This is a genomic window from Providencia sp. PROV_01 (genome assembly GCF_053098325.1).
This window is the reverse complement of the sequence record NZ_JBRFKD010000002.1, coordinates 232,043-258,956: the sequence shown is the minus strand read 5'-3', so window position 1 is coordinate 258,956 and position 26,914 is coordinate 232,043. Positions and strand designations below refer to the sequence as shown.

Below are 26,914 nucleotides of genomic sequence, written 5' to 3'. Positions count from 1 at the left end.
ATTACGCACTTAGCAGTATATCAGCTTGCTTGTGCTGTGGAATTGACATTGTCGGTGAATAAAAGGAACTAGGTTCTTCTTCTGGTATTGATGATATGAGTTCTGGCAAAACACTTCCTGAATTAAATACTACTGGTCGGTTGTAATCTAGAAACTCAATATTTTCTGCTAATTGTCCGGTTGGGTTTTGATTGTTTTGTTGAAGCCAAATCAACTTCGGTGCAACATGGTCTTGCAAGTGCTGGTCAATATGAATGAGTATTCCATCCAGTTTTAACCCAGGAGTGCTGTCTATCGTTCCTTTTATGGTTAATTGATTTTGTTGTACTGAAAAATACCAGCTCTCTACAGGTACTTTTTCTTGGATTTGTTTTTTCTCATTACTTGTCACCAGTGTCACCCAAAAAGAGTGTTGGCCATTAGATAAGTTTAAATCACTAATATCAATCTGCTGCTCAATATTTATATCTGCGATTAATGGTGTTTCTATCATTTGGTGGTGGATCGTATTTTCCGATAAATAGCCAGTTTTGTAGGTATTAAGGTGATTAAGAGCAATAAAGTTCATTGATGTATCAACTTGCCTGTCTTGCCCAAAGGGATCTGATAATGAAAAGTATTGTTGGTGTAGGCGACCATTTTCTACCCATTTGGCGCAGAGTGCGCTTTTTGATGTAATTTTGTCGATATTAATTTTACCTGTAGAGAAATCAACGACACCTTCCTCTGTTGTAGCCCAGAAGATAGGGGCACCTTGCCAATAATTATCGAGAAGTAGATGGGGGGGTAATGTGTATCCATCCCTTTTTGCTAATAGGCGATTAGCTAAAGAATTCGGGTTACTATAGCGGGAAGTCTGCTGTCCAAGCTCTTTTTTGCGGTTCAATTCATGTATGGTGAATTGTACCAATTCACCTTTATCTGCAATATTAAAACTCGTTTCGTGTGGAATTTGTAAGACTTCGGTTAATAAACCATTTGACGTGGCATAAGTTACTGTTAAAGCATAATTATGATAAATGTAAAATTGGCGGCCAGTCCCGGTTTTTAGATTGTGGTAATTCGCAGGTAAGCTCCCCACCGTACGGTCAACGGTGATCGTACTATAAGGGTGAAGGGTATTATCCGCCATTTTAGCCGACTGGAGTTGTATCCAATAAATTGGTACATCGCGTTGATGAGGAAATTGCTCAATTTGTATCCGGTTATAATATTTTGAGTAATTCTGTTGAGTTAGTATGACCCATTGTTTTCTGATTTGATCCCAGCGCTGATAAAAACCATCCCCAGCAAATCCTCCATCTTCAATATCCAGCCCTTTCGTTTTATTACTTTGCCAGCGTACTCTTTTAGTTAAAAATTGGTGAATTTTTTGGTTGTAGGCATCTGCGTGCGGTAAAAACGCATCATAGGCATCACTGCTAAAAGGAACAAAATAAGAGAGCATCGTTGGGATAGCTTGTTTTCGAAAAGTATGGGGAGAGTGATAAGTAACGTAATATTGTCTAGATTGGTTATAAGCTGGTTTTTTACCGTGGTCATAGGGGTGGTAAGGGTATGCTGGCTGATTATTATGATCTTGCGAATTGGTATGCGGCAAGCCAAGGCCATGACCAAAAGCCTCATGGAACATCACGTTAGGTTCATGAACCCCACCTCCATGATTGCGGGACGCTTGCCCTAATAGCAAGTTATTGAAGCTTGAGGAAAAAATTTCAATCGCAGTATATTGATAGTCAGAATTAGCATTGTTAGCAATTTTATATTGTTGGCTATTATTGTAAGCCCAATGAACTTGTGCGTTAGTGTGATTGCCAATTTCTTTAGGGTTATCATAATGAGGATGAATAAACGGAATGGCGTTATTATTGGTGCCAGTCATATATGGCGTTAAGCTAGGGTGACTTACTGTGGCAGGAGAGCTATACAGTGTGAACTGCCCGATCGGTAAGATTGTTGCAGCTTCTTTTCCCCAACTTAGTGGTGATGATGAATAAACACCATGCCCTTGTTGGTATAAACTGTGGCTATCAACATGAACAATTAAGTGGTTATCAAGGGTGACATTGGGTGAAAATACACCATACTGGTTAGTTTCCTCTGTGATAATAGGTTTGCCATTAACAGTGATAATGATGTTGATATCCGGTTGTATCCACTCACCTTTTAGCGGGGCGGTAAAGCGTTGCTGATGCCAATCTTGTGCGGAGACATTGGGCTGGCGGGGAAGTGCTGTCAATATTTTGGGTAAATGGTCTGGCCCTGTAAGTCTTATTCGGCCTAATATTTTTCTTTCTTTATTACTGATAATCGCCTCAATATCGGGGGATTTCGCTGCGCTTATACTTGTTATTTCTAAATTCAATAATGCCCAGCGATTAGCCGTTAAGCTCATATGCTTATCTGTCATATTCTGCAGGTGAGTTTGCGCTAGTTGAATATTATGGATTTGCATATCGCTTGGTGTGGGGTGATAACGCCGTTGAGGTTCATGATAAACTGGGTTTTGAACGGAAAATATACGTTTCCCTGGAATACGATGTTGTGGTGCATTTTCGGTCTGTAGCTGAATTGAAATAGGCTGAGATTCCTGCCCATTAGGCAGTATGGCGATAAAATCAAACTGATCTGACTGGGTTTTAAATTTTGCGTTATTGGCAATATATTGCCACTCATTGGTAATATTATTTAACGTTAATCGACCAAATTTGGGCTGCTCAAGGATTTTGTAACCCTTAATATGAGGGATATTGGGTAGTTTTCCTGTTATAGCGCCTACGACCAGCTGATTTGGCAGCTCATCCGGGTTTTCTGTTACTAAAATAGGTAGGATTTGAGGAATCTGCTTTTGCTCATTATATCGGGAGGTTACTTGTTTTGTTTGTTTCAATTGAAATTGGCGAAAAATGATATTCTCCCCAACAAGTTTTAAGGTATTCTTTTCATAGCTGATTTTAACCGCAGGAAGCTGGTGTTCTACCATCATTCTATTAACATCGGTTTCGATTGAATGGGCAATCTTTTGCCAAGATGATGTTTCTGTAATTGGGATGTCATGTGAGGATAATATATTGTTATTATTGGTGTTTTTTATGGATGCTGAAAAATATTGACTGTTTTTTCGTAATTCATCTGTTAGCTTCAATGAGCTTATTGTGTGGGGTGGTAGGGTAATAATTTGTTGGAAGTTGTGATTTTCTAAGGTATTGCTGGCTAGCTCAATGTGCTCTACTGGGCGAAGTTCATTAATTAATTGTTGAGTAGAAGCTGATATTTTTTTTTGTTTATCTTTTACTATCAATAAACTACCTCCAGTGAGCTCCAACCAATGGCGAATGAGTTCGATTTGTTTATCATTGGCACTTTCGGGCAAGACTACGATACTATAATGGCGATGCCATTCCCCACTTGGCAGCAATAAATCAGCGAGCTGGGCCTGTGCTCTAACTTCTCCGTCGATCCATTCATGGGGTGAATTAAAGCTTTCTACAAATATGCCTTGCTTGGAATGGAACTTGAAACCAGAAAATTGAGATTCTGGTAACGTGCTAGCAATGTAGCTTTTTTTAGTTTCTCCTATAATCCGCGGCTTATTTATAAGCCAGCTAAATAGCTCATGAGCGGCTTTGCCCTCTTTTGAAAACGTAGGGTCAAGGCTTAAGCTTTTTAATAATGGTGAGTTATTATCAATAACTACGACCCTACTTTTATTTGCGTATAAGCCAATTTTTAATGGTTGTTGTTTAATATTGCTATCATATTGGTTTTTAATGGATGAAATGGGTTTATTTTGTTCTTCGTATCGGTTTTCCATAACCGTGTCCTTTATTTATTTCTTAAAATATCAATAGGTAATTTTCCTCTTACTAGATAACTTTAAATAAATATTTATTGTTCTTCTAATTTATTATTAATCTGATTATTGATTTTATATTTATTAGTTAATTAGTTTTATGAAAAAGAAAGGCAGCACTTCAGTGCTGCCTTTGAGCGATTTGTTTTGAATTAAAAATTAACCGCGATCTTCCCATTCTTGAGCACGGGCAACCGCTTTTTTCCACCCTTCGTATTTGAAATTACGTTCTGTTGTTTCAATACCCGGTTTGAATACGCGCTCAATGGTGGCTTTACTTTGTAACTCATCAAGGTTACTCCAAAAACCGACCGCTAAACCTGCAAGGTAGGCAGCACCCAACGCAGTACTTTCTCGCACTTCAGGGCGCTCAACAGGGGTGCCTAAAATATCGGACTGGAATTGCATTAAGAAATTATTAGCGACAGCGCCCCCATCAACGCGCAGTGCTTTTAAGCGTTCGCCTGAGTCTGCTTGCATGGCATCCAGCACATCTCGGGTTTGATAAGCGATAGATTCTAATGTTGCGCGGATAATATGGTTGCGGTTTGCGCCACGGGTTAAGCCAAAGATTGCTCCGCGCGCATACGGGTCCCAATAAGGAGCACCTAAACCTGTAAAGGCAGGAACAACATACACACCATTACTGTCTTTTACCTTAGTGGCAAAGTACTCAGAGTCAGTCGATTCATCAATCAATTTCAATTCATCACGTAGCCATTGAATAGATGCGCCACCTACGAAAACGGCACCTTCAAGGGCATAATTGACTTCACCTTTTGGACCGCACGCGATAGTTGTCAGTAGACCATGATTTGAACGTACTGCAGTTTCGCCCGTGTTCAGAAGTAAGAAACAGCCGGTGCCATAGGTATTTTTTGCCATCCCTGATTTAACACACAGTTGGCCATAAAGTGCGGCTTGTTGGTCTCCTGCCATCCCTGAAATTGGAATACGTGTTCCGCCTTTCCCCCCAATGTTGGTTTGCCCGTAGACTTCGGAAGAAGGGCGTACCTCAGGGAGCATCGCTCGTGGAATATTCAGTGCTTTGAGGATTTTATCATCCCATTCAAGGTTGCGGATATTGAACAACATGGTTCGGGAAGCATTGGTGTAGTCGGTGACATGAACACGCCCTTGTGTCATTTTCCAAACGAGCCAAGTATCGACAGTCCCAAATAGTAATTCTCCTTTCTCGGCACGTTCACGTGCACCTTCAACATGATCTAAAATCCATTTTACTTTGGTACCGGAGAAATAGGGGTCAACAACCAGGCCGGTATTTTGGCGAATGTATTCCTCTAAATCACGGTCATTTTGTTTTAAATGCGTACAAAAATCAGCAGTGCGGCGACATTGCCACACAATCGCATTATAAACGGGCTTACCAGTGGCTTTTTCCCATACGATGGTAGTTTCACGTTGGTTAGTGATCCCAATCCCAGCGACTTCATCGGTACGAATATCTGCTTTAGCGAGAACTTCCACAAGTGTTGAGCTTTGTGATGCCCATATTTCCATTGGGTCGTGTTCTACCCAGCCTGGTTTAGGATAAATTTGGGTGAATTCACGTTGTGAAATACTGACAATATTTGCATCATGGTCGAGTACAACAGCACGTGAGCTGGTTGTGCCTTGGTCGAGTGCAACAATATACTTTTTCGCAATAGTGGTTTCAGTTGTCATAATTTAAGCCTGTTCCGAGGATTTGGTGTTTTTAACGGATAATTTTTCTGTTTTGGTCTCTTCTTCACATACCATGCAAGGTAAGTGGCGACCAATTAGTTTGCGATAGGCGAATGCGCCTAGCAGACCACCAACAATAGGTGCTGTCAATGGGACGAGAAAATAGGGAATATCGCGGCCACCGGTGAGAGCGATATCACCCCAACCAGCGAGATAAGCGACAACCTTTGGACCGAAGTCACGAGCTGGGTTGAGTGCAAATCCTGTGAGTGCGCCAAATGACCCGCCGATGACGGCAATCAAAATACCAATTAATAATGGAGCAAGTGGGCCACGAGGGACACCATTGCCATCATCGGTTAGGGCGAGTATTAAGCAAACAAGAATGGCAGCAATAATGACCTCAATAAAGAATGCATGAGGAACACTAATTTGTGGTGCAGGGTAGGTTGAGAAAACACCAGCAGTGAATAAGCTTTCTTGTGAGCCTCTAATGATATGGTGGACTTGGTCGTAATCGAAAAATACAGGGGAATACATTGAGTAAACTAAGGCGGCAGCAAAGAAGCCTCCTAGCATCTGTGCGATGATATAAGGGACGACTTTGCGTTTATCAAAACACGCAAATAGCCATAATGCGAGAGTAACGGCTGGGTTTAAGTGAGCACCGGAAGTACCCGCTGTTAGGTAAACGGCTAAAGCAACGCCGAAGCCCCAGATAATACTAATTTCCCATAAACCTAGTTGTGCGCCAGCTATTCTAACGGCAGCAACACAGCCTAGACCAAAAAATACCAGTAGCGCAGTCCCTAAAAACTCTGAGATGCACTGACCTGTGAGTGATGTAGTCGTCATTTGGCTCATATGTTTCTATCCTACGAAAATGAAAAATATTGTAATGTTTTTTTAAGTTAAGATTTTCTAATCGAAAATCATTAACTGTGAATTTATCGTTAAAGAACATAAACGAGAAATATCGAAATTGAAAAATGTGTGTTGCATCACTAAAGCGAAACAAAACAATCAAAAATAGTGATGAATTCGACCTTTATGATGTGATCTGACCAGTGTTTTTTTATGAAGGTTATTACGATTCAGAAGGAAGGAACTGGACACAGAGGATCATGCTACTTACAATCGTGTAAAAGCTGATAAGGGAGACCAGAATTATGTCATTTGAAGTATTTGAAAAACTAGAATCCAAAGTCCAACAAGCGATTGATACAATCACACTGTTACAAATGGAAATCGATGAATTAAAAGATAAAAATGGTGCACTAAGCCAAGAGTTGGAAACAGCAAAGTCAGGTACGGATTCACTGGTGCGTGAAAATGAACAATTAAAACAAGAGCAGCAAGCTTGGCAAGAGCGTTTACGGACTCTGCTAGGTAAGATGGAAGAAGTGTAATTTCTCGTCATACTTCGCGTTGTAGGGGTGTTGGCTTCGTCTCTTCGCCCTAGTCACATACTTATGTATGCTCCTAGGGTCTTATCGACTTTGCCGCCTACCTACAACACGAATTATTTAGAGAAATATATCTCACATTGTAGGGCGCGTTTGTTATGCCTCACATTGTAGGGCGCTGGCTTCGTCTCTTCGCCCGAGTCACATACTTGTGTATGCTCCTAGGGTCTTATCGACTTTGCCGCCTACCTACAACACGAATTATTTAGAGAAATCTTTGTTATATCTCACGCTGTAGGGTTTAGAGAAACTTTCGTCATACCTCGCGTAGTAGAGTATAAAAATAAGGGCTGCAAATTATTGCAGCCCTTATTTATAGAATTTTTAACGGATTATGCGTCGATATTGTCATCTTCGATAAAATCGTCGTTCTCAGACGGGATTAATGGCTCTTCAGAAAGAATAATGCCAGTATTATCGGCATAAAGGTAATCACCTGAGAAGAAAGTGACGCCGCCGAAATTAACGCGGGTATCACTTTCACCGATGCCTTCATCTGGGCAACCTGCAGGCATCGCCGCAATAGCTTGAATACCGAGGTCAAGCTCCATTAGTGCATCCACCTGACGGACGGCACCATAAACCACAATGCCTTCCCAGTGGTTATCAACGGCGAGTCTTGCAATTTCAGCATCAATGAGTGCCTTACGGACAGAGCCGCCACCGTCAACCAGTAGAATGCGCCCAGTGCCGTCTTCTTCCAGCAAATCATACAGTAGGCCATTATCTTCAAAGCACTTAACTGTAATGATTTGACCGCCAAATGAAGTACGTCCACCAAAGTTGGAGAAAAGGGGTTCTACCACATTAACGCTTTCTTGGTAAATATCGCAGAGTTCGGATGTATCATATTTCATAGGAGTTAGGTCTTTTTTGCTGCAAGAGGTAGCCAGTATATCCCTTTTCAACAGTACTTGGCAAAGTTAGCCGCCTAAAAATAGGCGGAAAAAGTCAAAAAAACGACAAATAGTGACTGTTATTTGCTCATTACAACGCCAATGGAGAATAAAACGTTGGTCACGAGTGCAGCTTTCACCATATTTTCGAGTAAAGGACGCATGCCTTCTGGGGTAGGGTCACTCAGAACGCGGCGTAAATGGTTCATTAGCATCGGTACGGCTAATAAAAATAACCAACCACTCCACCCGTGCAAGTAAATTAGGTTAAAAAATGCCAAACATAAAATTGCCGCAACAATAATAATGGTGTGATAAATCCGAGCCCCTTGGGGACCTAAACGTACCGCTAAGGTGTTTTTACCTGCTTTAATATCATTTTCGATATCACGCATATTATTGATATTCAGTACTGCGACAGAGAGCAACCCACAGGCAGTTGCGGGCAGGACAGTGATGATATTAAAACTATTAGCTTGTAAATAATAAGTCCCAATAACACTTAGCCAGCCAAAGAAAATTAAGACAGAAATATCCCCTAACCCTAGGTACCCATAGGGTTTTTTGCCAACGGTATAGGTAATTGCAGCAACGATAGCAATAAGGCCTAATGCGACGAAACCAATGGCATCCTCTGGCTTTTCACATGCGACAATAATTAATAGTAAGCCAGAAAGGCTGGCCGCTGTAATATTTAGCTTGAGCGCCTTTTTCATGTCCGCTTGCGTGATAACACCTTTTTGCATACCACGTAATGGACCAATACGTTCTGCTGTATCAGAGCCTTTGACTGCATCACCATAGTCATTCGCAAGGTTAGATAAAATCTGTAATAAACCCGCCGTGATGAGTGCTAATAAAGCGACGGGCCATTTAAAATTATTAGTTAAATAAGCGAGTGCAGAGCCTGTCACAATCGCAATCACCCCTAAAGGTAGGGTTTTAGGGCGGAGACTTTCAATCCAAGCTTGTTTACGACTTATTGTTGTGGATGTCGACTGCATGCAGTTACCTATAATTCAAACTCTTTAGAGATGTGTTCTTAATAATTTAATAGCCCATCATATAGAGAGATACCTGAGTATTTTCAATGTAATGGGCAGAATATTTAATAGAAAAAAGTGCAGCGATAAAAGCTGCACTTTAGTCGATGTATATTAAGGATACATGAAAACCAGATAATTAATAAGATTATAAAATAAATCTACTCAGGTCTTCATCCGCCACCAGCTCATCTAAGTGCTGTCTGACATAGTCTGCATCGATTTGGATAGTTTGCCCGTTACGGTCACTGGCATCGAAAGAAATATCTTCCATTAAACGCTCAAGCACGGTGTGCAAGCGACGAGCACCAATGTTTTCGGTTGACTCATTGACTTGCCATGCGGACTCCGCAATTTTACGAATACCGTCAGTCGTGAATTCAATATTCACGCCTTCTGTTGCCATCAGCGCTTTATACTGTTCAGTTAATGAGGCATTTGGTTCCGTCAAAATACGCACAAAATCTTCAGTTGTCAGCGCTTGTAATTCAACACGAATTGGCAAGCGACCTTGGAGTTCAGGGATCAAGTCTGATGGGCTCGAAACTTGGAACGCACCTGAAGCGATAAACAGAATGTGGTCAGTTTTGACCATGCCGTGCTTAGTCGAAATGGTGCAGCCTTCGATTAATGGCAGTAAATCGCGTTGAACCCCTTCTCGAGAGACATCTGGCCCCGAGCTTTGGCCACCACGTTTACAAATTTTGTCGAACTCATCGATGAAGACAATACCATTTTGTTCAACTGCTTCAATCGCTTGTTCTTTTAGCTCTTCAGGGTTGACTAATTTAGCCGCTTCTTCTTCAACTAGCAGTTTGAATGCCTCTTTGATTTTCATCTTACGTGGCTTCTGCTTTTGGCCTGCTAAGTTTTGGAACATGGATTGTAACTGGTTCGTCATCTCTTCCATGCCAGGAGGCGCCATAATTTCAACACCCATAGGGGATGCAGCGACTTCAATTTCAATTTCTTTATCGTCTAATTGGCCTTCACGTAATTTTTTACGGAATGCTTGGCGAGCAGGGGAATGCTCATCCGTTGGTTCAGACTGCCCCCAGTTATTTTTTGCTGGTGGAATAAGAACGTCTAAAATACGCTCTTCAGCCATTTCTTCGGCACGATAGCGATTCTTTTCAATAGACTGTAAACGCACCATTTTAACGGCGGAGTCAGTTAAATCGCGAATAATCGAGTCAACTTCTTTACCGACATAGCCGACTTCAGTAAATTTAGTCGCTTCGACTTTAATAAATGGCGCATTGGCTAATTTCGCAAGGCGGCGAGCAATTTCAGTTTTACCCACCCCTGTTGGTCCAATCATCAAAATATTTTTTGGGGTGACTTCGTGACGTAACACTTCATTTAACTGCATACGGCGCCAGCGGTTACGCAGAGCAATCGCAACAGAACGTTTGGCTTTATTCTGGCCAATAATATGATTGTCGAGTTCGCTGACAATTTCGCGTGGAGTCATTTCGGACATACTAGCAATCCTTATGATTTTGAAGAAATTTCTTCAAAGTTGACATTATGGTTGGTGTAAATACAGATATCACCTGCAATAGCGAGTGCTTTTTCAGCGATCTCTTTGGCGCTTAAGTCTGTATTTTCTAACAAAGCACGTGCGGCTGATTGCGCATATGGGCCACCGGAGCCAATAGCAATTAAGTCATTTTCCGGTTGAACCACATCACCATTACCCGTAATGATCAGTGAAGTGTGTTCATCGGCGACAGCTAACAAGGCTTCTAACTTGCGAAGCATGCGGTCAGTGCGCCAATCTTTAGCAAGTTCAACGGCTGCTTTCGTTAAATGGCCTTGATGAAGTTCGAGTTTGCGCTCAAACAGTTCAAATAATGTGAATGCGTCTGCGGTGCCACCGGCAAATCCGGCAATGACTTTGTCGTTGTATAAACGGCGAACTTTGCGGACATTGCCTTTCATGACGGTATTACCCATCGTCGCCTGTCCATCACCACCAATTACGACCTGGCCATTACGGCGAACACTTACGATTGTTGTCATGAGTTAGCCCCTGGTTTATTACAAAAAAATGCGGTTGTATGTGATTTTCAAAAGAATAAATTCAAGTGATAGTTGTCTAATTAACTATCACTTGAACTAGGTTGAAGCCACAAAGTACCGCTCATGAGTACATTAAAACAGTACATGGGGGGGAAGGAGGAATTTTTCAACCCCCAGAAGCACGAAGAATACAACCGGAAACACCTGCACCTGCTGCTCGGTCACGCATTTTTTCGGCAGTTGACTTGGAATAAGGCCCTAAAACGATACGGTGCCAACCTCCACCTGCGCTTACACGGCTTTCAATACCTGAGAATGCCAAAGTAGCTTGCACAGACTCGGCTTGTTCTGCTGTACGGAATGAACCACATTGAACAACCATATTTTGCAAGCTGTTTGTCGGTTTAGTGCTTGGTGCCGTTTGTGGCTGAGCTGCGGGCGCGGTTGGTTGAGCCTCAAGTTTTGGAGGGATATTGACCACCGGTTTACGTTGTACTGGCTCGATAGGTTGAGCTGGCTCATTGATGAGCACTTGGGAGCGCGGTACTGGTTTACCGTTTGCAGGGATTTCTTGCAAGTTAGTGACAGGCTGGCGTCTGTCAGAATCAATTTGTTCTAATAGCTGGCGCTGTTCAGGTGTTAAATCTGATGGGCGCACAATATTATTGCCAGTACTCGGTTGTTGAATATTTGGCATATCCACACCACGACGTTCGAGCTCTTTAATATAGCGCCAACGTTCTTCAGGCTTTGGTGGAAGCGTACTTCCCGGTGTTGTTGGTGTGACAACTTGGGGGGGCGGTGTGTCCTTTTTATTTTGAGTGATATAAAACAGGCCGCCAACAAATAGCACGACAATTGCCACAGCAACAACCAATGTTGTCATTGGTAGTCCTTGTGCTTTCTTTGATTTACCTTTGCTTTTTTTACGGGCGGATGAGCGCCCCCGAGCTACATAATCTTTTTGTGCCACGCTATTAATTCACTAGTTATCAATTGTTCGTCATCATTTGGTTTAACATGTTACTTAACCCGAGCAACTTTGACTAGCTTTTAGGCGCTTTTGTGCTCTCTCTGATGATTAAATCAGAATCTAGGAGACGTGAACCCGGGTTTACATTGTGTCCATGGATTTGCTCAAGCAGTAATTGCATCGCATGATGACCAATTTCAGCACGAGGTTGATTAATAGTTGTTAGGGCTGGCAAGGTGTATTTTGATTGCTCTAAGTTATCGAAACCAACAAAAGAAAGGTCATCAGGGAGCTTCAAGCCCATTTTTTTCGCTTGCCACATCGCACCAATCGCCATGATATCACTGTGACAAAAGATAGCAGTAGGTGGTTCGGGAAGTGACATTAATGTTTTCACGGCTTCAGCGCCACCTTCATGGGTAAAATCGCCACGAATAATATAATTTTCACGCAATTTTTCGCCTGTGCGCAACATGGCTTTTTTATAACCTTCTAAACGGTATTGACTTAAAGGCATATGATCAGGGCCTGCAATACAAGCAATCAGTTTATGGCCTTGTTTTTGCAGGTAATGTGTCGCATTAAATGCAGCCGTGAGGTTATCGATATGCACAGTAGGCAGTTTTAGCTCAGGCGCAAATTCATTTGCCATCACTATCGGAGGAAGGTTTTTCTGCTCTTCCGTTGAGATATCGAACGGAATATTGGAACCCAGTAAAACCATACCATCAATTTGTTTAGTAATAATGAGATTAATAAAAGCATTTTCTTGTTTTTCTTGGTGTTTACAGTCTCCAATCAAAACAAAATAGCCTTCTTGAGCAGCGATTTCTTCAATCCCGCAGACGACATCACTAAAGAACGGATCGCGGATATTGGGAACAAGCACAAGAATAGTTTTTGATTCATTGCGCTTATAGCTTCTAGCAAGGTTATGAGGATAATAACCAACATCCATCACCGCTTGTTCCACTTTTTGGCGTGTTTGCAAAGAAACTTTTTCCGGGTTCATGAGTGTTCTTGACACCGTCGCTGTCGAAACGCCCGCGGCACTAGCAACATCTTTCATCGTTGCCGTGTTATTGTGTTTTTTACTTTCCACAACGCCTTCCTTAGATTGATTTAATCGTTTGCTTTTTTTGAATGGCGCAAGTACGTCATTATTAGTAGCTATTCTAATTGGTTTCTCAATAATATCTGTTACCTAGTTTGCATAAAAAGTGTGACTTGCGTCATTTTTTAGAGCTGCTTCGCAAATTTTGAAAATAATTCTAAGGGTAAAAAGATAAATGAAACTCAATGTGTGTAAAAAGCGCTCAATTTAGTTGTTTAGCATTATAGGGTAAATAATTCAAAGTTATCAATATGCTGCAAAGACAATATTGGTTATAGCCTATAAAGTTAAATGGCTAGATAAAATGAATCCTTTAACATTGTTCATGGGTTAACAATCAGTTGGGTCCACATCAATATTCCATTTTACTTTGCGACTTTCTGGGTGTTGAAGAATTTCTGGTAACAGTTTCGCCATAAACTGTTGTAAATAAAGTCGCGAAGGGTGTTGCAATAGCAATTGCCAGCGGAATCGGCCGCCACGTTTAGCTTGAATCGACGGCGAGGGGCCTAAAATCCACATTTTTGCATCACTTTGTGGGTGTTGAGTTATATATTGCCGCACATTTTGCAGAAATTGACGCGAATCTTGGTTATTGTGATCTTCTGAGCGGATCAGTATATGGTTGGTGTAAGGCGGTAGCATGGCGATTCGGCGCTCTTCCATCGCTTCTTGGGTAAATGCGTTGTAACCCTCTTCAAGCAGTGTGAGCAACAGTGGGTGTTCGGGATGGTGGGTCTGTAAGAACACTTCACCTTGTTTACCGGCTCGCCCTGCTCGGCCAGAAACTTGTACGTATAATTGAGCAAACCGTTCGGCTGCACGAAAATCACTCGAGAACAAAGCTCCGTCAACATCTAATAAGGCGACTAAGGTGACATCAGGGAAATGGTGGCCCTTGGCTAACATCTGTGTGCCAATAAGAATGCGAGCTCCTCCTTCATGTACTTGATTTAAATGTTGTTCCAGTTCGCCTTTACGGCTCGTGGTATCACGGTCAATACGCGTAACGGGAGTGTCAGGGAACAGTTCACAAATACCTTCCTCAAGTTGCTCAGTTCCCATTCCAACAGGCACTAAATGCGTTGAACCACATTGTGGGCATTGATGAGGAACTGGGCGCTGGCTGTCACAATGGTGGCAGCGTAATTGATGGAAATTTTGATGCAAGGTGTAATAGTGGTCACAGCGCTGGCACTCAGCAATCCATCCGCATTCATGGCAAATTAATGCTGGGGAATAACCACGGCGATTTAAAAATAAAATCACCTGATTATTTTGTGCAAGGTGTTCTTTAATATGTTGAATTAATAAGTGAGAAAGGCCAAATTTTAGTGGCTGGCCTTTTAAGTCAATAAGATGTTGAGCCGCAGGGCGTGCATTACCGGCACGAATAGTGAGATTTAATTGCCGATATTTATGTTGCTGTACATTTAGTAAGGTTTCTAACGATGGCGTCGCAGTGCCCATCACAATAGGAATATTGTTCTTTTTAGCGCGAAAAACGGCTAAATCACGTGCATGATAACGCCAACCATCCTGTTGTTTGTATGAGCTGTCATGCTCTTCATCAATAATAATAATGCCAAGGTGGGCGAAAGGCGTGAACAGTGCCGAACGTGTACCAATAATAATGGCATTTTGACCTTGCTTGGTGCGTAGCCAAACTGCTAAACGTTCGCTATCGTTCAGCCCTGAGTGTAAAACATCAACAGGCGCATTGAAGCGCTCACGAAAGCGGCTGATAGTTTGTGGGGTCAAGCCAATTTCAGGCACCAAAACTAAAGCTTGTTTACCTTGAGCAAGAACATTTTCCAATACGCTCAGATACACTTCTGTTTTACCGGACCCCGTTATCCCTGCGAGCAGCCATGGCGAAAATTGGTTATCTTCAGCGCGTATAGCACCGACAGCGGTGGCTTGCTCACTATTAAGCCGCAACCGTTCACCGCAAACTGTAAAGTTTGGTTGCCATTTTTCGCTCGTCGGTTGAACGGGATGTAACTCAATGTAATCTTTTTTTTTCAGTGCTTGTAGAGCACTTTCACTGATTTCAAGCTCATTCACTTGATGGCGATAAACGGGTCTACGACGTAAAAGTGCGAGGGCCTGCTGTTGTTTTGGGGAGCGTTTTAGCTCATTAAGGTCAACGGCTAAGCCTTCATCTGTCACTTGCCATTGCCAAATAGGGGTAAATTCTGCAGGTTTACCTTGGCGCAATAGAGTGGGTAATGCGTGGAATAGTACTTCGCCAATTGGGTAGTGATAGTATTGGGAAGACCACAATAATAGTTGCCAAATATCATCTGGGAAGAGCGTTTGATGGTCGAGAACCAGTTCGATAGCTTTTAATTTATCTTCAGCAAACTCGCTTTTATCGCTGTGTTTTACCACAATACCTAAGGCTTGACGCTTGCCAAACGGCACCATAACACGGCTGCCAATCACTGGCAGTGGCATGTTATCAGGAAGGCGATAATCAAATGTGCGGTTTAATGGGACAGGTAAAGCCACCTGAACGACGATCATATCTGGGTTTCCGTCTATTTTTTATGCGATAATGCGAGCGATTGTTGACTAGAGTACCACAAAATTTACTCAGTTTTCATTGCGTGATAAACAGAATTTCTGTATGATCCGCCGCCTTTGGTATTTATTTTTACCAATATATTAAATTCAATCAACACGACGTGTGGTGTCCGGCGTTAGGGCTGGAATGGCGACACGGCCTTAATAGAGGTTCTCCCATGAAAAAAGGTATTCACCCTAAATACGAAGAAGTTACTGCAACTTGTTCTTGCGGTAATGTAATGAAAATTAATTCAACTGCTGGTCACTCGCTGAACCTGGACGTTTGTGGTAACTGCCACCCGTTCTATACTGGTAAACAGCGTGATGTTGCGACTGGTGGTCGTGTTGATCGCTTCAACCAACGTTTCAGCATCCCAGGTTCTAAAAAATAATCGAACTTGTGAAATGCGAAAAAAAGGGAAACTGAGTTTCCCTTTTTTAATGCCCAAAATAAGCGTTTTTATGTCTAAATGAAGAAATTAGAAGTGATAAACGACACCGAGCATGATGTCATTACTGCGTACTTTGACTTTAGACTTGAGCGTATCGCCATTATAGTTATAGCTATCTTGAATAAAACATAAGGAAAGGCACTACGTCGCAAGGTTTGCGACGTAGTTAAAACTTTGAGGCACGTAATGGCGACTAATTAGGATTAATATTCCCACGTTTCAGGGTCGATACCTAATTCGCGCATGATTTCTTTTGCAGCTTCAGGGATCTCGTCATTACGTTCTTTACGCAAGTCTTCATCATTTGGCAGTGGTTGGCCTGTGAATGCATGCAAAAATGCTTCACACAGTAATTCACTGTTAGTGGCATGACGTAAGTTGTTGATCTGACGGCGAGTACGCTCATCAGTTAAAATTTTTAGTACCTTCAAAGGAATAGATACTGTAATTTTCTTTACTTGCTCACTCTTTTTGCCATGTTCAGCATACGGACTGACATACTCACCATTCCATTCAGCCATGGGTTACCTTGGATATTTTCAGTAATAATTAAAAATAATATACATATTCTTTTTAATAGGAACTTATTCTAAGCTCTAAATCGAGAATATCTGCATATATGTTCGATGAGGATTCACTTATTTTAATACAGAATAATGTTTAAAATTAACAAGTTAAATCCACTTATGCGATTGACTATCAATTTACACATAATTATTAAGGCTGATTATTCCATTACTTGATATAAACGTAAAGAGGTTTAGACGTCTAGATATGTTGACGTCTAAACATCCGATGGGTATGATTTGGCCTATCACTGTTCAGGAGAAGCGTTTATGACTTACAAGCCGTCAACCATCGCAATTCATAATGGATTAAATGATGACCAACAATTTGGTTGTGTTGTGCCTCCCATTTATTTGTCTAGCACCTATAACTTCACTGATTTTAATGAGCCTCGCGCACATGACTACTCACGCCGTGGAAATCCAGGTCGCGATATTGTGCAAAAAACATTGGCACAGCTTGAGGGGGGGAGCGGCGCAGTAATGACCAACAGTGGGATGTCAGCGCTTCATTTACTCTGTACTGTTTTTTTACAGCCCGGTGATCTATTAGTTGCACCTCATGATTGTTATGGTGGAAGTTATCGGTTATTTAATAGCCAAAGTCAGCGTGGGGCTTACCAAGTGCAATTTGTCGATCAAAGTGATGAATCTGCATTACGAGCTGCGCTCGCTAAAAAACCTAAATTAGTCTTAATTGAAACACCCAGTAACCCATTATTAAGAATTTTTGATATACAGCATATTGCGCAATTAGCGCATGATGTTGGCGCGTTAGTGGTTGTCGACAATACATTTTTAAGCCCTATCCTCCAGCAACCACTGTCATTAGGGGCTGACTTTGTTGTGCATTCATGTACAAAATACCTTAATGGTCATTCAGATATTGTGGCTGGTGTAGTGATTGCCAAAGAGGAAAAATGGGCAATAGAATTAGCGTGGTGGGCGAATAATATTGGTGTCACTGGGGGCGCTTTTGATAGCTACTTATTATTAAGAGGCATCCGAACTCTATCCCCTCGTGTGTTACAGCAACAGCAAAACGCACAAGAGATCGTAAAATATCTTAAATCGCAGCCTTTAGTGAAAAAATTGTATTATCCTGCATTGGAAGATCATCCTGGGCACGAAATAGCGCTGAAACAACAAAAAGGTTTTGGCGCCATGTTGAGTTTTGAATTTGCAGGTGATGAGTCACAACTTCGCCATTTTCTTCGCTCACTTAGCCTGTTTACATTGGCGGAGTCATTGGGTGGGGTGGAAACATTGATTTCCCATACTGCGACAATGACGCATGCAGGTATGTCAGCAGAAGCTCGTGCGCAAGCGGGGATTACAGATAGCTTGCTAAGAATTTCAGTGGGGATTGAAGATCCTCAGGATTTAATCACAGACTTAGATCACGCATTTCAGGTTGCGGGACAACGTTAGCGGAGTTTTTGATGAGTGTACTAACAGCGGTTGAGGTGGCTCCTTGTCACCGTCAGTTACATAAGTTTGGGGGCAGTAGTTTAGCCGATGCGAAGTGCTATCAACGCGTTGCAGCAATTATGGCGAACTATAGTCAACCTGGTGATTTAATGGTGGTTTCTGCCGCGGGTAGTACAACTAATCAGTTGATCAATTGGTTAAAATTAAGCCAAAGTGATCGTATTTCGGCTCATCAAGCTCAACAGTCGTTACGCCGCTATCAACTTGATTTAATTGAATCTCTTTTACCGGAACAAAAAGCCGTAGAATTAAGCCAATTATTTATTCACGATTTAGAGCGTTTAAGTGCGTTGTTGGATAAACCGACTAATGATGCGACTTATGCAGAAGTGGTAGGGCACGGTGAAATTTGGTCTGCGCGCCTTATGGCTGAGGTGCTTGCACAGGCCGGCATGACGAGTGCTTGGTTAGATGCGCGTTTATTTTTACGCGCTGAGCGTGCGGCACAACCGCAGGTCGATGAAACACAATCGCGTTATTTATTGCAACAACAGTTAACTCAGTTACCGAACCGACGTATTGTCGTGACAGGTTTTATTTCGCGTAATCAGCAAGGTGAGACGGTACTGCTTGGGCGTAATGGGAGTGACTATTCCGCAACACAAGTCGGTGCACTGGCAGATGTGGGAAAAGTAACGATTTGGAGTGATGTCGCTGGAGTATATAGCGCTGACCCTCGTAAAGTGAAAGATGCCTGTTTATTGCCCTTATTGCGCCTAGATGAAGCCAGTGAATTGGCGCGCTTAGCGGCTCCTGTTTTACATACACGCACTTTACAACCCGTTTCCGTGAGCAATATTGATTTGCAATTAAGGTGTAGCTATCAACCGGAGCAGGGCTCAACAAAAATTGAACGGGTACTTGCGTCAGGAGCAGGGGCAAAAATCGTGACTAGCCATGATGATGTGTGCTTAATTGAATTGCGCATCGCTGCTGGCCGTGATTTTAAACAAATCTGCAAAGATGTGGATTTATTACTTAAGCGTGCTCAATTGCGTCCTTTGGCGCGTGGTATTCATCATGACCGCTCTTTGCTGCAATTATGTTATACCTCTGAAATTGTCGAAAGTGCCTTAAATACCCTTGAAGAAGCCGGGTTGCCGGGGTCATTATCATTACGTGAAGGTTTTTCTTTGGTTGCGCTAGTCGGTGCAGGTGTGTGTAAAAAGCCATTACATAGCCACCGTTTTTATGAGGAATTAAAAGGGCAGCCTGTTGAATTTATTTGGCATTCAGAGGATGCCATCAGCTTAGTCGCTGTTTTGCGTTCTAACCAAACAGAGCACTTAATTCAAGGGATGCACCAGAGCTTATTCCGTGCAGAAAAACGCATTGGTTTAGTGTTATTTGGTAAAGGGAATATTGGCGCGCGTTGGTTAGAACTTTTTGCTGCGGAGCAATACAAGATTTCGGCACGTAGCGACTTTGATTTTGTCTTAGCTGGTGTAGTAGACAGCCGCCGTAGTTTGCTGAATTACCAAGGGATTGACCCCAGCCGTGCGCTGGCTTTCTTTGATGACGAAGCTGTAGAGCATGAGGACGATAGCCTATTTTTATGGATGCGTTCCCATCCTTATGATGATTTAGTGGTATTAGATGTCACCGCAAGTGAGACACTGGCAGATAACTATGTGGATTTTGCGAGTTATGGTTTTCATGTGATCAGTGCAAATAAAATTGCAGGGGCAGCGCAAACGGCACAATATCGTCAAATACGCGATGCGTTTTCGAAAACAGGTCGTCACTGGCTATACAACGCAACAGTAGGTGCAGGGTTACCGATTAACTATACGGTACGGGACTTAAAAGAAAGTGGTGATTCGATCCTGGCTATCAGTGGTATTTTTTCTGGAACGCTATCATGGCTATTTTTACAGTTTGACGGTTCTATCCCATTTAGCGAGCTAGTAGAGCAAGCTTGGCAGCAAGGGTTAACTGAACCAGATCCACGCATTGATTTATCAGGGCAAGATGTCATGCGAAAATTAATTATTTTAGCCCGTGAAGCAGGTTATGACATCGAACCCGATGATGTGAGAGTGGAATCTTTAGTACCGAAACAGGCTCAGACGGGTTCACTCGATGAGTTCTTTGAAAATAGCGCCATTATTAATGAGCAGATGCAGCAACGTTTAGAAGCGGCGCAAGAACTAGGGTTAGTGCTACGCTATGTGGCACGGTTTGATGCAGTAAAAGGCAAAGCGAAAGTCGGTGTGGAAGCCGTGAAACCGGAACATCCGCTGGCCTCATTATTACCGGGTGACAATGTGTTTGCTATCGAGAGCCGTTGGTATCGAGACAACCCATTGGTGATCCGTGGGCCAGGAGCCGGGCGCGATGTGACCGCTGGCGCTATTCAGTCGGATCTCAACCGGCTCTCTCAACTTTTATAATCATTTTTCAGGTGTATTGGTGTTCTTGGTGGTATTGAGGGCACCGATGCATTATGAATATTTTTAATTTACCCCTTCATTTTCTGTTTTTTATTCTGATGATTTAATTCTTAAACATTATTCATGTCTTAAAAGTGCTGAATCGACGATATATTGCGCTGAAACAATACTTAAATAAGAAAAATTAATAAAAATAAGGCTGTAATTAAATTTCAGAAAAATCCCCCAAAGTCATTTTTTTCTGATATGAATATACACTGAAGGGTAAATTTAGCGGCCTGCATCACAAAACGACAACTCTAACGCAGCCGACTGAAATTTTGTTACAGGAAACTGGGTGCAGTCTGTTAACCGTGAACCGTGCGGGAATGCATTCTGCCAGAAGCACAAGGTCAGGAGTCTCATGAATCAGCAATATTCCGCAATGCGCAGTAATGTCAGTATGCTGGGTAAGCTACTCGGCGATACCATCAAGGAAGCCTTAGGTGAGGACATACTCGACAAAGTTGAGTCCATTCGTAAGCTTTCCAAATCTTCCCGTGCAGGTAATGAAGTTCAGCGCCAAAAACTGCTGATGACATTACAAAATCTTTCTAATGATGAATTGCTACCCGTTGCAAGGGCATTTAACCAATTCTTAAACCTGACAAACGTTGCTGAGCAATATCACAGCATTTCGCCTCACGGTGAAGCGGCAAGTAATCCAGTGGCATTGAAAAATCTGTTTAGCCGATTAAAAGGCAAAAACTTCACGGATGGCGATATTCAAAAAGCGGTTGAACAGCTTTCAATTGAGCTAGTTTTAACGGCTCACCCAACGGAAATTGCCCGCCGTACGTTGATCCATAAACTGGTTGAGGTAAACAACTGCTTATCACAACTCGACCATGATGATATTGCAGATTATGAACGTAATAATATCATGCGCCGCTTACGCCAATTAGTGGCACAATCATGGCATACCGATGAAATTCGTAAAATTCGCCCAACGCCCATTGATGAAGCAAAATGGGGATTTGCCGTTGTTGAAAATTCATTGTGGGAAGGGGTGCCCGCTTTCTTACGTGAATTTAATGAACAGTTGGAAGATTCAATCGGCGCGGTATTACCCGTTGAAGCGAATCCAATCCGCTTTACCTCATGGATGGGAGGCGACCGTGATGGCAACCCGAACGTGACTGCGGATGTGACTCGTCAGGTGCTATTACTGAGCCGCTGGAAAGCGGCGGACTTATTCCTCAAAGATATTCAAGTGTTGGTTTCAGAGCTTTCAATGACAGAAGCAACCCCAGAGCTGCGTGCGCTAGCAGGGGGAGATGACGTTGATGAGCCTTATCGCCAAATTGCGAAAAATTTACGTAGTCAATTATTCTCGACATTAGAGTATTTAGAGCGCCGTGTTAAAGGCGAGCAAGTTTTACCACCAGCAGACTTATTGGTAGACAACGCCCAGTTATGGGACCCGTTATATGCATGTTATCAATCATTAATTGCCTGCAATATGAAAATCATTGCGAATGGTCAGTTGTTGGATACTCTGCGCCGTATTCGTAGCTTTGGTTTGCAACTGGTACGTATTGATGTCCGCCAAGAAAGCACTCGTCACACTGAAGCCATTGCAGAGCTAACTCAGTATTTAGGGTTGGGTGATTACTCACAGTGGTCAGAAGAGGAAAAACAACAATTCTTGCTGGCAGAGCTACAATCGTTACGCCCACTGATCCCTCAAGACTGGCAACCGAGCGCAGAAACACAGGAAGTATTTGAAACTTGCCGTGTGATTGCGAAAGCCAAAAATGATTCTATCGCAGCTTATGTTATTTCAATGGCGAAAGTTCCGTCAGACGTGTTGGCGGTAAAATTGTTGCTGAAAGAGAATGGAGCATCAGTCCGTTTGCCAGTAGCGCCACTATTTGAAACACTGGAAGATTTAAACAACGCTGAAAGCGTGATGACCAAGCTTTTAAGCATTGAGTGGTATCGCGACCTTATTGATGACCGCCAAATGGTGATGATTGGTTACTCCGATTCGGCTAAAGATGCAGGGGTAATGGCGGCGTCATGGGCGCAATATCGTGCACAAGATGCACTCATTAAGCTGTGTGAGAAAGAAGGTGTCACACTGACATTATTCCATGGGCGTGGCGGTACAATTGGCCGCGGCGGTGCACCTGCACATTCAGCATTACTTTCTCAACCACCAGGTAGTTTAAAAGGTGGGCTGCGGGTAACAGAACAAGGCGAAATGATCCGTTTTAAATTCGGCTTGCCACAAGTCACGATTAGCAGCCTTGCCTTATACGCGAGTGCAATATTAGAAGCGAATCTTTTACCACCACCAGAGCCAAAAGATGAGTGGAAGTCCGTGATGGATTCACTATCTGATGTGTCTTGCGCGATGTACCGTGATTATGTGCGTGAACAACCGGATTTTGTCCCTTATTTCCGCGCTGCGACGCCTGAACTAGAGTTAGGTAAATTACCGCTTGGGTCACGTCCTGCAAAACGTAGACCAACGGGTGGCGTGGAAACGTTGCGTGCTATTCCATGGATCTTTGCATGGACGCAGAACCGTTTAATGCTTCCCGCATGGCTAGGCGCTGGTGCAGCACTGAAACATGTCATTGAGAAAGAAGGCAAACAAGCTGTTCTTGATGAAATGTGGCAGCAGTGGCCATTCTTTAATACACGTATTGCGATGTTAGAAATGGTTTATGCAAAAGCAGACTTATGGCTGGCAGAATATTATGACCACCGCTTAGTGGAAGAGCGCTTATGGCCATTAGGGCAAAAACTACGTGACCAGTTGTCTGAGGATATTAAAAGCGTATTGGCGGTTTCGAAAGACGAAGCGCTAATGGCGGATTTACCTTGGATAGCAGAATCTATCGCGTTACGTAATGTCTATACCGACCCATTAAACGTCTTACAAGCAGAGCTTTTACATCGTTCTCGCCAACAAGAGCACCCAGACCCACGTGTCGAGCAAGCCTTGATGGTAACGATTGCAGGGGTTGCTGCAGGTATGCGTAATACGGGTTAGTTTGTTGATTTTTAAAATACTTGAATAATATGAGGGCTACCAAATGGTAGCCCTCATTATTTTTACAGGGTATTACGAATTGGATGAGCCATTATCTGGTTTATCATGATGAATCAAGTGATATGTAGAGCGAGCTCGAGGGTGAATAAAGAAATGGTTAGCTGGCGCATTGTGCGTTTTGATATGCACCATCGCGACATTCGTTTTTTTACCTTGTTTGTTATGGAAAGCATAAATCACAAAGGGAAGTAAGAAAATAATCACAAAGCTAACCGTAAGTAATGTCACATAGGTATTATCACTCGCCCCCTCAGGTAAAGAGCTCGGTGGGAAGAATGAAACAATAAAGGCTAAGATAGAAATAATGAAGCCAACTAATGCGACGAGAACTTTAACGCCTTTTCCTCCGGGAATATTAAATGCACGTTTTTTCTCTGGTTGCTTGCACACTAAATGCATGTAACCGAGAAATAGCATGAAATAGCTACATAAATAGATAACTACGGTTAAGGCGAGCGCAATAAGGAATGACATATTGCCACCGCCCCCAGTATTGGTGAGGACAATAATTGCCACTGTTGTGATCAGTAATTGGGAAATCACCAGTGTTACCGGCACGCCATTTTTATTCACCTTGGCAAAGCTTTGCGGCAGAATGCCTTTCTGTGCCGCGACATACATACCGCGGGATGGCCCCACAATCCAAGAAGCAATCTCAGCCAGCACACCAAGTAATAATAATGCAGCAATAATTCTTACGGCCCATTCAAGGGAGGAATTAAAGTGTGTGACAAGCACATTGAATGTCTGTACTACACCAGCAGATAAATTAATTTCACTGTTTGGGATCACGGCTGCCACCGATAACCCACCAATTGAGCTTAAACAAATTGCCGCTATCATCAGTAAAAACATCGCTGCGGGGTAATCTCGGCCGGGGTTTTTCATCTCATTGACGTGGGTTGCGGATGCTTCAACACCCATATAACTCAAAATAAAGGCAACAAATACCACTAGTGTGCCAATTTTGGTGAAATCAGGAATAAAAGTTTCAGTACTAATTTCAATAGCTAATGGTGAGCCGCTAACTAAATAGCTGATCGCTAAAAAGACTAAAATTAGAGCTGGGAGCAAAATACCTGCGAAGAAACCGATTTTTGCAATGGTTGCCGTGTATTTGGTTCCACCAAATTGAGTGAAAGCCAATACCCAGAGAATAACAAGCGCCCCTATTGTTTTAGTGATAGGGTCTGTATTAAGTTCTGGCCAATTTAAAATATAAGACAGTGCCCCTAAGACGAAATACAGCATAGGAATAAAGCCAATTGCTATTTGTAAATAACCAAATGAAATGGCGGCAAATCCCCAGCGTTCGCCTAATGTGTTAGAAACCCATGCAAATACACCACCTTCCTCCCAACCTTCCACGGTTGCCATTTCTGCGGCACACAAGGCGACAGGAATAAACCACAATAATCCTCCCAATAGCAGGAAAAATACGAGGCTAAAGCCAGATGTCGCAAATGTTGGATATTCATAAACGGCCATCACCATCGATGCGGTAATGGCAAAAAAGCCGAGTAATGTGAGCTGTTTTGCGGCTGGAGCTGTCGTTGTTGCCATACGAGTTCTCCTCAAATCGATAAACAATCAGCCTTTGCTGGGCGGATCTCAGTAGGAGCCAAAGAACCTAAAGCTCTTTGGCTCGTTAACAACACAATCATGAATAAAAGAATTAACTATGATTAAAGCCGCCGCCTTCTTCTTCCGTTAGCGGTTGATTGACGGGGTGCTTATCGAAATATTCTAAAGTACGTTTGAAGTCATCAATCAGTAATGCCGCTAAATCTAAACTAACACCATGACGTACTAGAATACGTTGAATAACAAGGTCTTCACGGTTTGCTGGCATGGAATAGGCGGGAACTTGCCAGCCGCGACTACGCAGTTTGTCTGCGATGTCATAGAGGGAATATTTGCTGGTGGTTGTGCCTTCTTTTAGTTTCCAGGCTAATGCCGGGATACCAGTTTGGCTATCACCATCAAAAATCATTTCAAATGGCCCTAATTTTTCAATTTCACGGCTGAGATATTGTGCGGTTGCGTAGCAAGCGTTGTGGATTTTTGCATAGCCTTCGCGACCTAGTCTCAAGAAATTATAATATTGAGCAATGATTTGGCCACCAGGACGAGAGAAATTGAGTGCGAATGTTGGCATGTTGCCACCTAAATAATTCACATTAAAAATCAATTCTTCTGGGAGATCTTTGGCTTCACGCCAAATTACCCAGCCAGCGCCTAATGGGGCTAAACCAAATTTATGGCCGGATGCATTAATGGATTTTACGCGTGGTAAGCGGAAATCCCATTCTAAGTCTGGCGCACAGAATGGGGCTAAGAACCCGCCACTCGCACCATCCACATGGATAGGGATATCCAATCCAGTCTCTTTTTGCAGTTTATCGAGCGCATCATGTACGGCTTTGACGGGCTCATATTGGCAGGTAAATGTCACCCCAAGCGTTGGGACCACACCAATGGTATTTTCATCGACGCGTTTGAGCACCTCTTCCGGTGTCATGATAAGGCGGTCGCCTTCAAGTGGAATCTCTCTGAGTTCAACATCGAAATAACGGGCAAATTTGTGCCAACAGATTTGAACTGGGCCACAAATTAAGTTGGGTTTATCAGTCGGTTTCCCTTTAGCGGCTTGTTTTTTGCGCCATTGCCATTTTAACGCGAGCCCACCAAGCATTGCAGCTTCTGAGGACCCGATGGTTGAACAACCAAGGGTATTTTCTGCATCTGGTGAATTCCATAAATCTGCTAACATATGTACACAGCGGTTTTCAATTTCAGCCGTTTGTGGATATTCATCTTTGTCTATCATGTTTTTGTCGATAGACAAATCCATCAAATCACGAATTTCATCATCTACCCATGTCTGGCAGAATGTCGCTAAGTTTTGGCGTGAATTCCCATCTAACATTAATTCATCGCGTACTGCACTAAATACATTACGTGGTGCTTGTTCTTTCAATGGAAATTTGGTTTTTGGTAATGATTTGGATAATTCTAATGATGCGTAGACATCATCCATTCCATTGTGTTTTGAATTTAATGCATTATTACTCATTTCTTAATTCCTCAATAACCATGTGGTAATTAAATAGTATTAATTTTGAGCTCAATATTAAATATACGCTGACTTTTGAAAAATTCAAAAGCGTTCAAATAAAAAAGATAATTTAATGAAAAATGTCATAATTAGAAAGTAATAGTGGAGTGAATGATGGTTTGCGATTGTTTTTTTGATAGATAATTTTATCAAAGGGTGATTTG

18 protein-coding genes are annotated in these 26,914 nt (G+C 42.5%); 5 read left to right on the top strand and 13 right to left on the bottom strand.

The window, feature by feature from the left end; all coding sequences use genetic code 11:
• Position 1: 1 nt before the first annotated feature.
• The 3 genes from ACU696_RS01950 to ACU696_RS01940 form a co-directional block, all read right to left on the bottom strand.
• Positions 2–3,814, bottom strand: coding sequence for a hypothetical protein (locus ACU696_RS01950; RefSeq protein ID WP_209102582.1), 3,813 nt, complete (start codon positions 3,812–3,814; stop codon positions 2–4).
• 198 nt (positions 3,815–4,012) lie between these two features.
• On the bottom strand, positions 4,013–5,539 hold the full coding sequence (glpK, locus tag ACU696_RS01945; protein ID WP_004265295.1) for a glycerol kinase GlpK: 1,527 nt from the start codon (positions 5,537–5,539) through the stop codon (positions 4,013–4,015).
• Positions 5,540–5,542: 3 nt separating this feature from the next.
• Positions 5,543–6,403, bottom strand: coding sequence for an MIP/aquaporin family protein (locus tag ACU696_RS01940; protein ID WP_004265297.1), 861 nt, complete (start codon positions 6,401–6,403; stop codon positions 5,543–5,545).
• Positions 6,404–6,708: 305 nt separating this feature from the next.
• On the opposite strand from ACU696_RS01940, the gene zapB reads away from it, so the two are divergent.
• The gene (gene zapB / locus ACU696_RS01935; protein ID WP_004265299.1) at positions 6,709–6,948 is read left to right on the top strand and encodes a cell division protein ZapB; all 240 of its coding nucleotides are present in this window, start codon (positions 6,709–6,711) and stop codon (positions 6,946–6,948) included.
• 389 nt (positions 6,949–7,337) lie between these two features.
• Here the strand turns inward: zapB and rraA are convergent, their stop codons facing one another.
• The 7 genes from rraA to priA form a co-directional block, all read right to left on the bottom strand.
• Positions 7,338–7,862, bottom strand: a complete 525-nt coding sequence (gene rraA / locus ACU696_RS01930; protein WP_209102592.1) for a ribonuclease E activity regulator RraA — start codon at positions 7,860–7,862, stop codon at positions 7,338–7,340.
• Between the two features lie 119 nt (positions 7,863–7,981).
• Complete coding sequence (locus ACU696_RS01925) at positions 7,982–8,905, bottom strand: 1,4-dihydroxy-2-naphthoate polyprenyltransferase (protein ID WP_209102594.1); 924 nt, start codon at positions 8,903–8,905, stop codon at positions 7,982–7,984.
• A gap of 187 nt (positions 8,906–9,092) precedes the next feature.
• Entirely contained in the window at positions 9,093–10,427 is a 1,335-nt protein-coding gene (gene hslU / locus ACU696_RS01920) for an HslU--HslV peptidase ATPase subunit (protein ID WP_004265302.1), read from the bottom strand.
• Positions 10,428–10,438: 11 nt separating this feature from the next.
• Positions 10,439–10,969 carry an ATP-dependent protease subunit HslV gene (gene hslV / locus ACU696_RS01915; RefSeq protein WP_004265304.1) on the bottom strand — a complete coding sequence of 177 codons (531 nt, stop codon included), beginning with the start codon at positions 10,967–10,969 and terminating at the stop codon, positions 10,439–10,441.
• 166 nt (positions 10,970–11,135) lie between these two features.
• On the bottom strand, positions 11,136–11,942 hold the full coding sequence (gene ftsN / locus ACU696_RS01910) for a cell division protein FtsN (protein ID WP_004907048.1): 807 nt from the start codon (positions 11,940–11,942) through the stop codon (positions 11,136–11,138).
• A gap of 73 nt (positions 11,943–12,015) precedes the next feature.
• The gene (cytR, locus tag ACU696_RS01905; protein ID WP_004907050.1) at positions 12,016–13,044 is read right to left on the bottom strand and encodes a DNA-binding transcriptional regulator CytR; all 1,029 of its coding nucleotides are present in this window, start codon (positions 13,042–13,044) and stop codon (positions 12,016–12,018) included.
• Positions 13,045–13,386: 342 nt separating this feature from the next.
• Complete coding sequence (gene priA, locus ACU696_RS01900; RefSeq protein ID WP_196719856.1) at positions 13,387–15,585, bottom strand: primosomal protein N'; 2,199 nt, start codon at positions 15,583–15,585, stop codon at positions 13,387–13,389.
• A 218-nt stretch (positions 15,586–15,803) separates the two neighbouring features.
• Between priA and rpmE the strand changes: the two genes are divergently transcribed.
• Positions 15,804–16,019: a 50S ribosomal protein L31 gene (rpmE, locus tag ACU696_RS01895; protein WP_004265313.1), complete on the top strand. Its 216-nt coding sequence runs from the start codon at positions 15,804–15,806 to the stop codon at positions 16,017–16,019.
• A gap of 263 nt (positions 16,020–16,282) precedes the next feature.
• Here rpmE and metJ read toward each other — a convergent pair whose 3' ends face one another.
• Positions 16,283–16,600, bottom strand: a complete 318-nt coding sequence (metJ, locus tag ACU696_RS01890; protein ID WP_004265315.1) for a met regulon transcriptional regulator MetJ — start codon at positions 16,598–16,600, stop codon at positions 16,283–16,285.
• Positions 16,601–16,915: 315 nt separating this feature from the next.
• Between metJ and metB the strand changes: the two genes are divergently transcribed.
• The 3 genes from metB to ppc all read left to right on the top strand — a co-directional run bounded on the left by metB (position 16,916) and on the right by ppc (position 23,572).
• Positions 16,916–18,076, top strand: coding sequence for a cystathionine gamma-synthase (gene metB, locus ACU696_RS01885; protein WP_109912969.1), 1,161 nt, complete (start codon positions 16,916–16,918; stop codon positions 18,074–18,076).
• Positions 18,077–18,087: 11 nt separating this feature from the next.
• Complete coding sequence (locus ACU696_RS01880) at positions 18,088–20,529, top strand: bifunctional aspartate kinase/homoserine dehydrogenase II (protein ID WP_004907068.1); 2,442 nt, start codon at positions 18,088–18,090, stop codon at positions 20,527–20,529.
• Positions 20,530–20,932: 403 nt separating this feature from the next.
• Positions 20,933–23,572: a phosphoenolpyruvate carboxylase gene (gene ppc, locus ACU696_RS01875; RefSeq protein ID WP_109912971.1), complete on the top strand. Its 2,640-nt coding sequence runs from the start codon at positions 20,933–20,935 to the stop codon at positions 23,570–23,572.
• 72 nt (positions 23,573–23,644) lie between these two features.
• Here the strand turns inward: ppc and gadC are convergent, their stop codons facing one another.
• Both gadC and ACU696_RS01865 read right to left on the bottom strand, forming a co-directional pair.
• The gene (gene gadC / locus ACU696_RS01870) at positions 23,645–25,195 is read right to left on the bottom strand and encodes a glutamate:gamma-aminobutyrate antiporter (RefSeq protein ID WP_209102603.1); all 1,551 of its coding nucleotides are present in this window, start codon (positions 25,193–25,195) and stop codon (positions 23,645–23,647) included.
• A 112-nt stretch (positions 25,196–25,307) separates the two neighbouring features.
• Complete coding sequence (locus ACU696_RS01865) at positions 25,308–26,708, bottom strand: glutamate decarboxylase (RefSeq protein WP_004907076.1); 1,401 nt, start codon at positions 26,706–26,708, stop codon at positions 25,308–25,310.
• Positions 26,709–26,914: the final 206 nt, after the last annotated feature.

What these genes read in the sequence shown, in the direction of transcription:
- ACU696_RS01950 (WP_209102582.1), bottom strand. Translation starts at nt 3,814, where the DNA reads ATGGAAAACCGATACGAAGAACAAAATAAACCCATTTCATCCATTAAA.
- glpK (WP_004265295.1), bottom strand. Translation starts at nt 5,539, where the DNA reads ATGACAACTGAAACCACTATTGCGAAAAAGTATATTGTTGCACTCGAC.
- ACU696_RS01940 (WP_004265297.1), bottom strand. Translation starts at nt 6,403, where the DNA reads ATGAGCCAAATGACGACTACATCACTCACAGGTCAGTGCATCTCAGAG.
- zapB (WP_004265299.1), top strand. Translation starts at nt 6,709, where the DNA reads ATGTCATTTGAAGTATTTGAAAAACTAGAATCCAAAGTCCAACAAGCG.
- rraA (WP_209102592.1), bottom strand. Translation starts at nt 7,862, where the DNA reads ATGAAATATGATACATCCGAACTCTGCGATATTTACCAAGAAAGCGTT.
- ACU696_RS01925 (WP_209102594.1), bottom strand. Translation starts at nt 8,905, where the DNA reads ATGCAGTCGACATCCACAACAATAAGTCGTAAACAAGCTTGGATTGAA.
- hslU (WP_004265302.1), bottom strand. Translation starts at nt 10,427, where the DNA reads ATGTCCGAAATGACTCCACGCGAAATTGTCAGCGAACTCGACAATCAT.
- hslV (WP_004265304.1), bottom strand. Translation starts at nt 10,969, where the DNA reads ATGACAACAATCGTAAGTGTTCGCCGTAATGGCCAGGTCGTAATTGGT.
- priA (WP_196719856.1), bottom strand. Translation starts at nt 15,585, where the DNA reads ATGATCGTCGTTCAGGTGGCTTTACCTGTCCCATTAAACCGCACATTT.
- rpmE (WP_004265313.1), top strand. Translation starts at nt 15,804, where the DNA reads ATGAAAAAAGGTATTCACCCTAAATACGAAGAAGTTACTGCAACTTGT.
- metJ (WP_004265315.1), bottom strand. Translation starts at nt 16,600, where the DNA reads ATGGCTGAATGGAATGGTGAGTATGTCAGTCCGTATGCTGAACATGGC.
- metB (WP_109912969.1), top strand. Translation starts at nt 16,916, where the DNA reads ATGACTTACAAGCCGTCAACCATCGCAATTCATAATGGATTAAATGAT.
- ACU696_RS01880 (WP_004907068.1), top strand. Translation starts at nt 18,088, where the DNA reads ATGAGTGTACTAACAGCGGTTGAGGTGGCTCCTTGTCACCGTCAGTTA.
- ppc (WP_109912971.1), top strand. Translation starts at nt 20,933, where the DNA reads ATGAATCAGCAATATTCCGCAATGCGCAGTAATGTCAGTATGCTGGGT.
- gadC (WP_209102603.1), bottom strand. Translation starts at nt 25,195, where the DNA reads ATGGCAACAACGACAGCTCCAGCCGCAAAACAGCTCACATTACTCGGC.
- ACU696_RS01865 (WP_004907076.1), bottom strand. Translation starts at nt 26,708, where the DNA reads ATGAGTAATAATGCATTAAATTCAAAACACAATGGAATGGATGATGTC.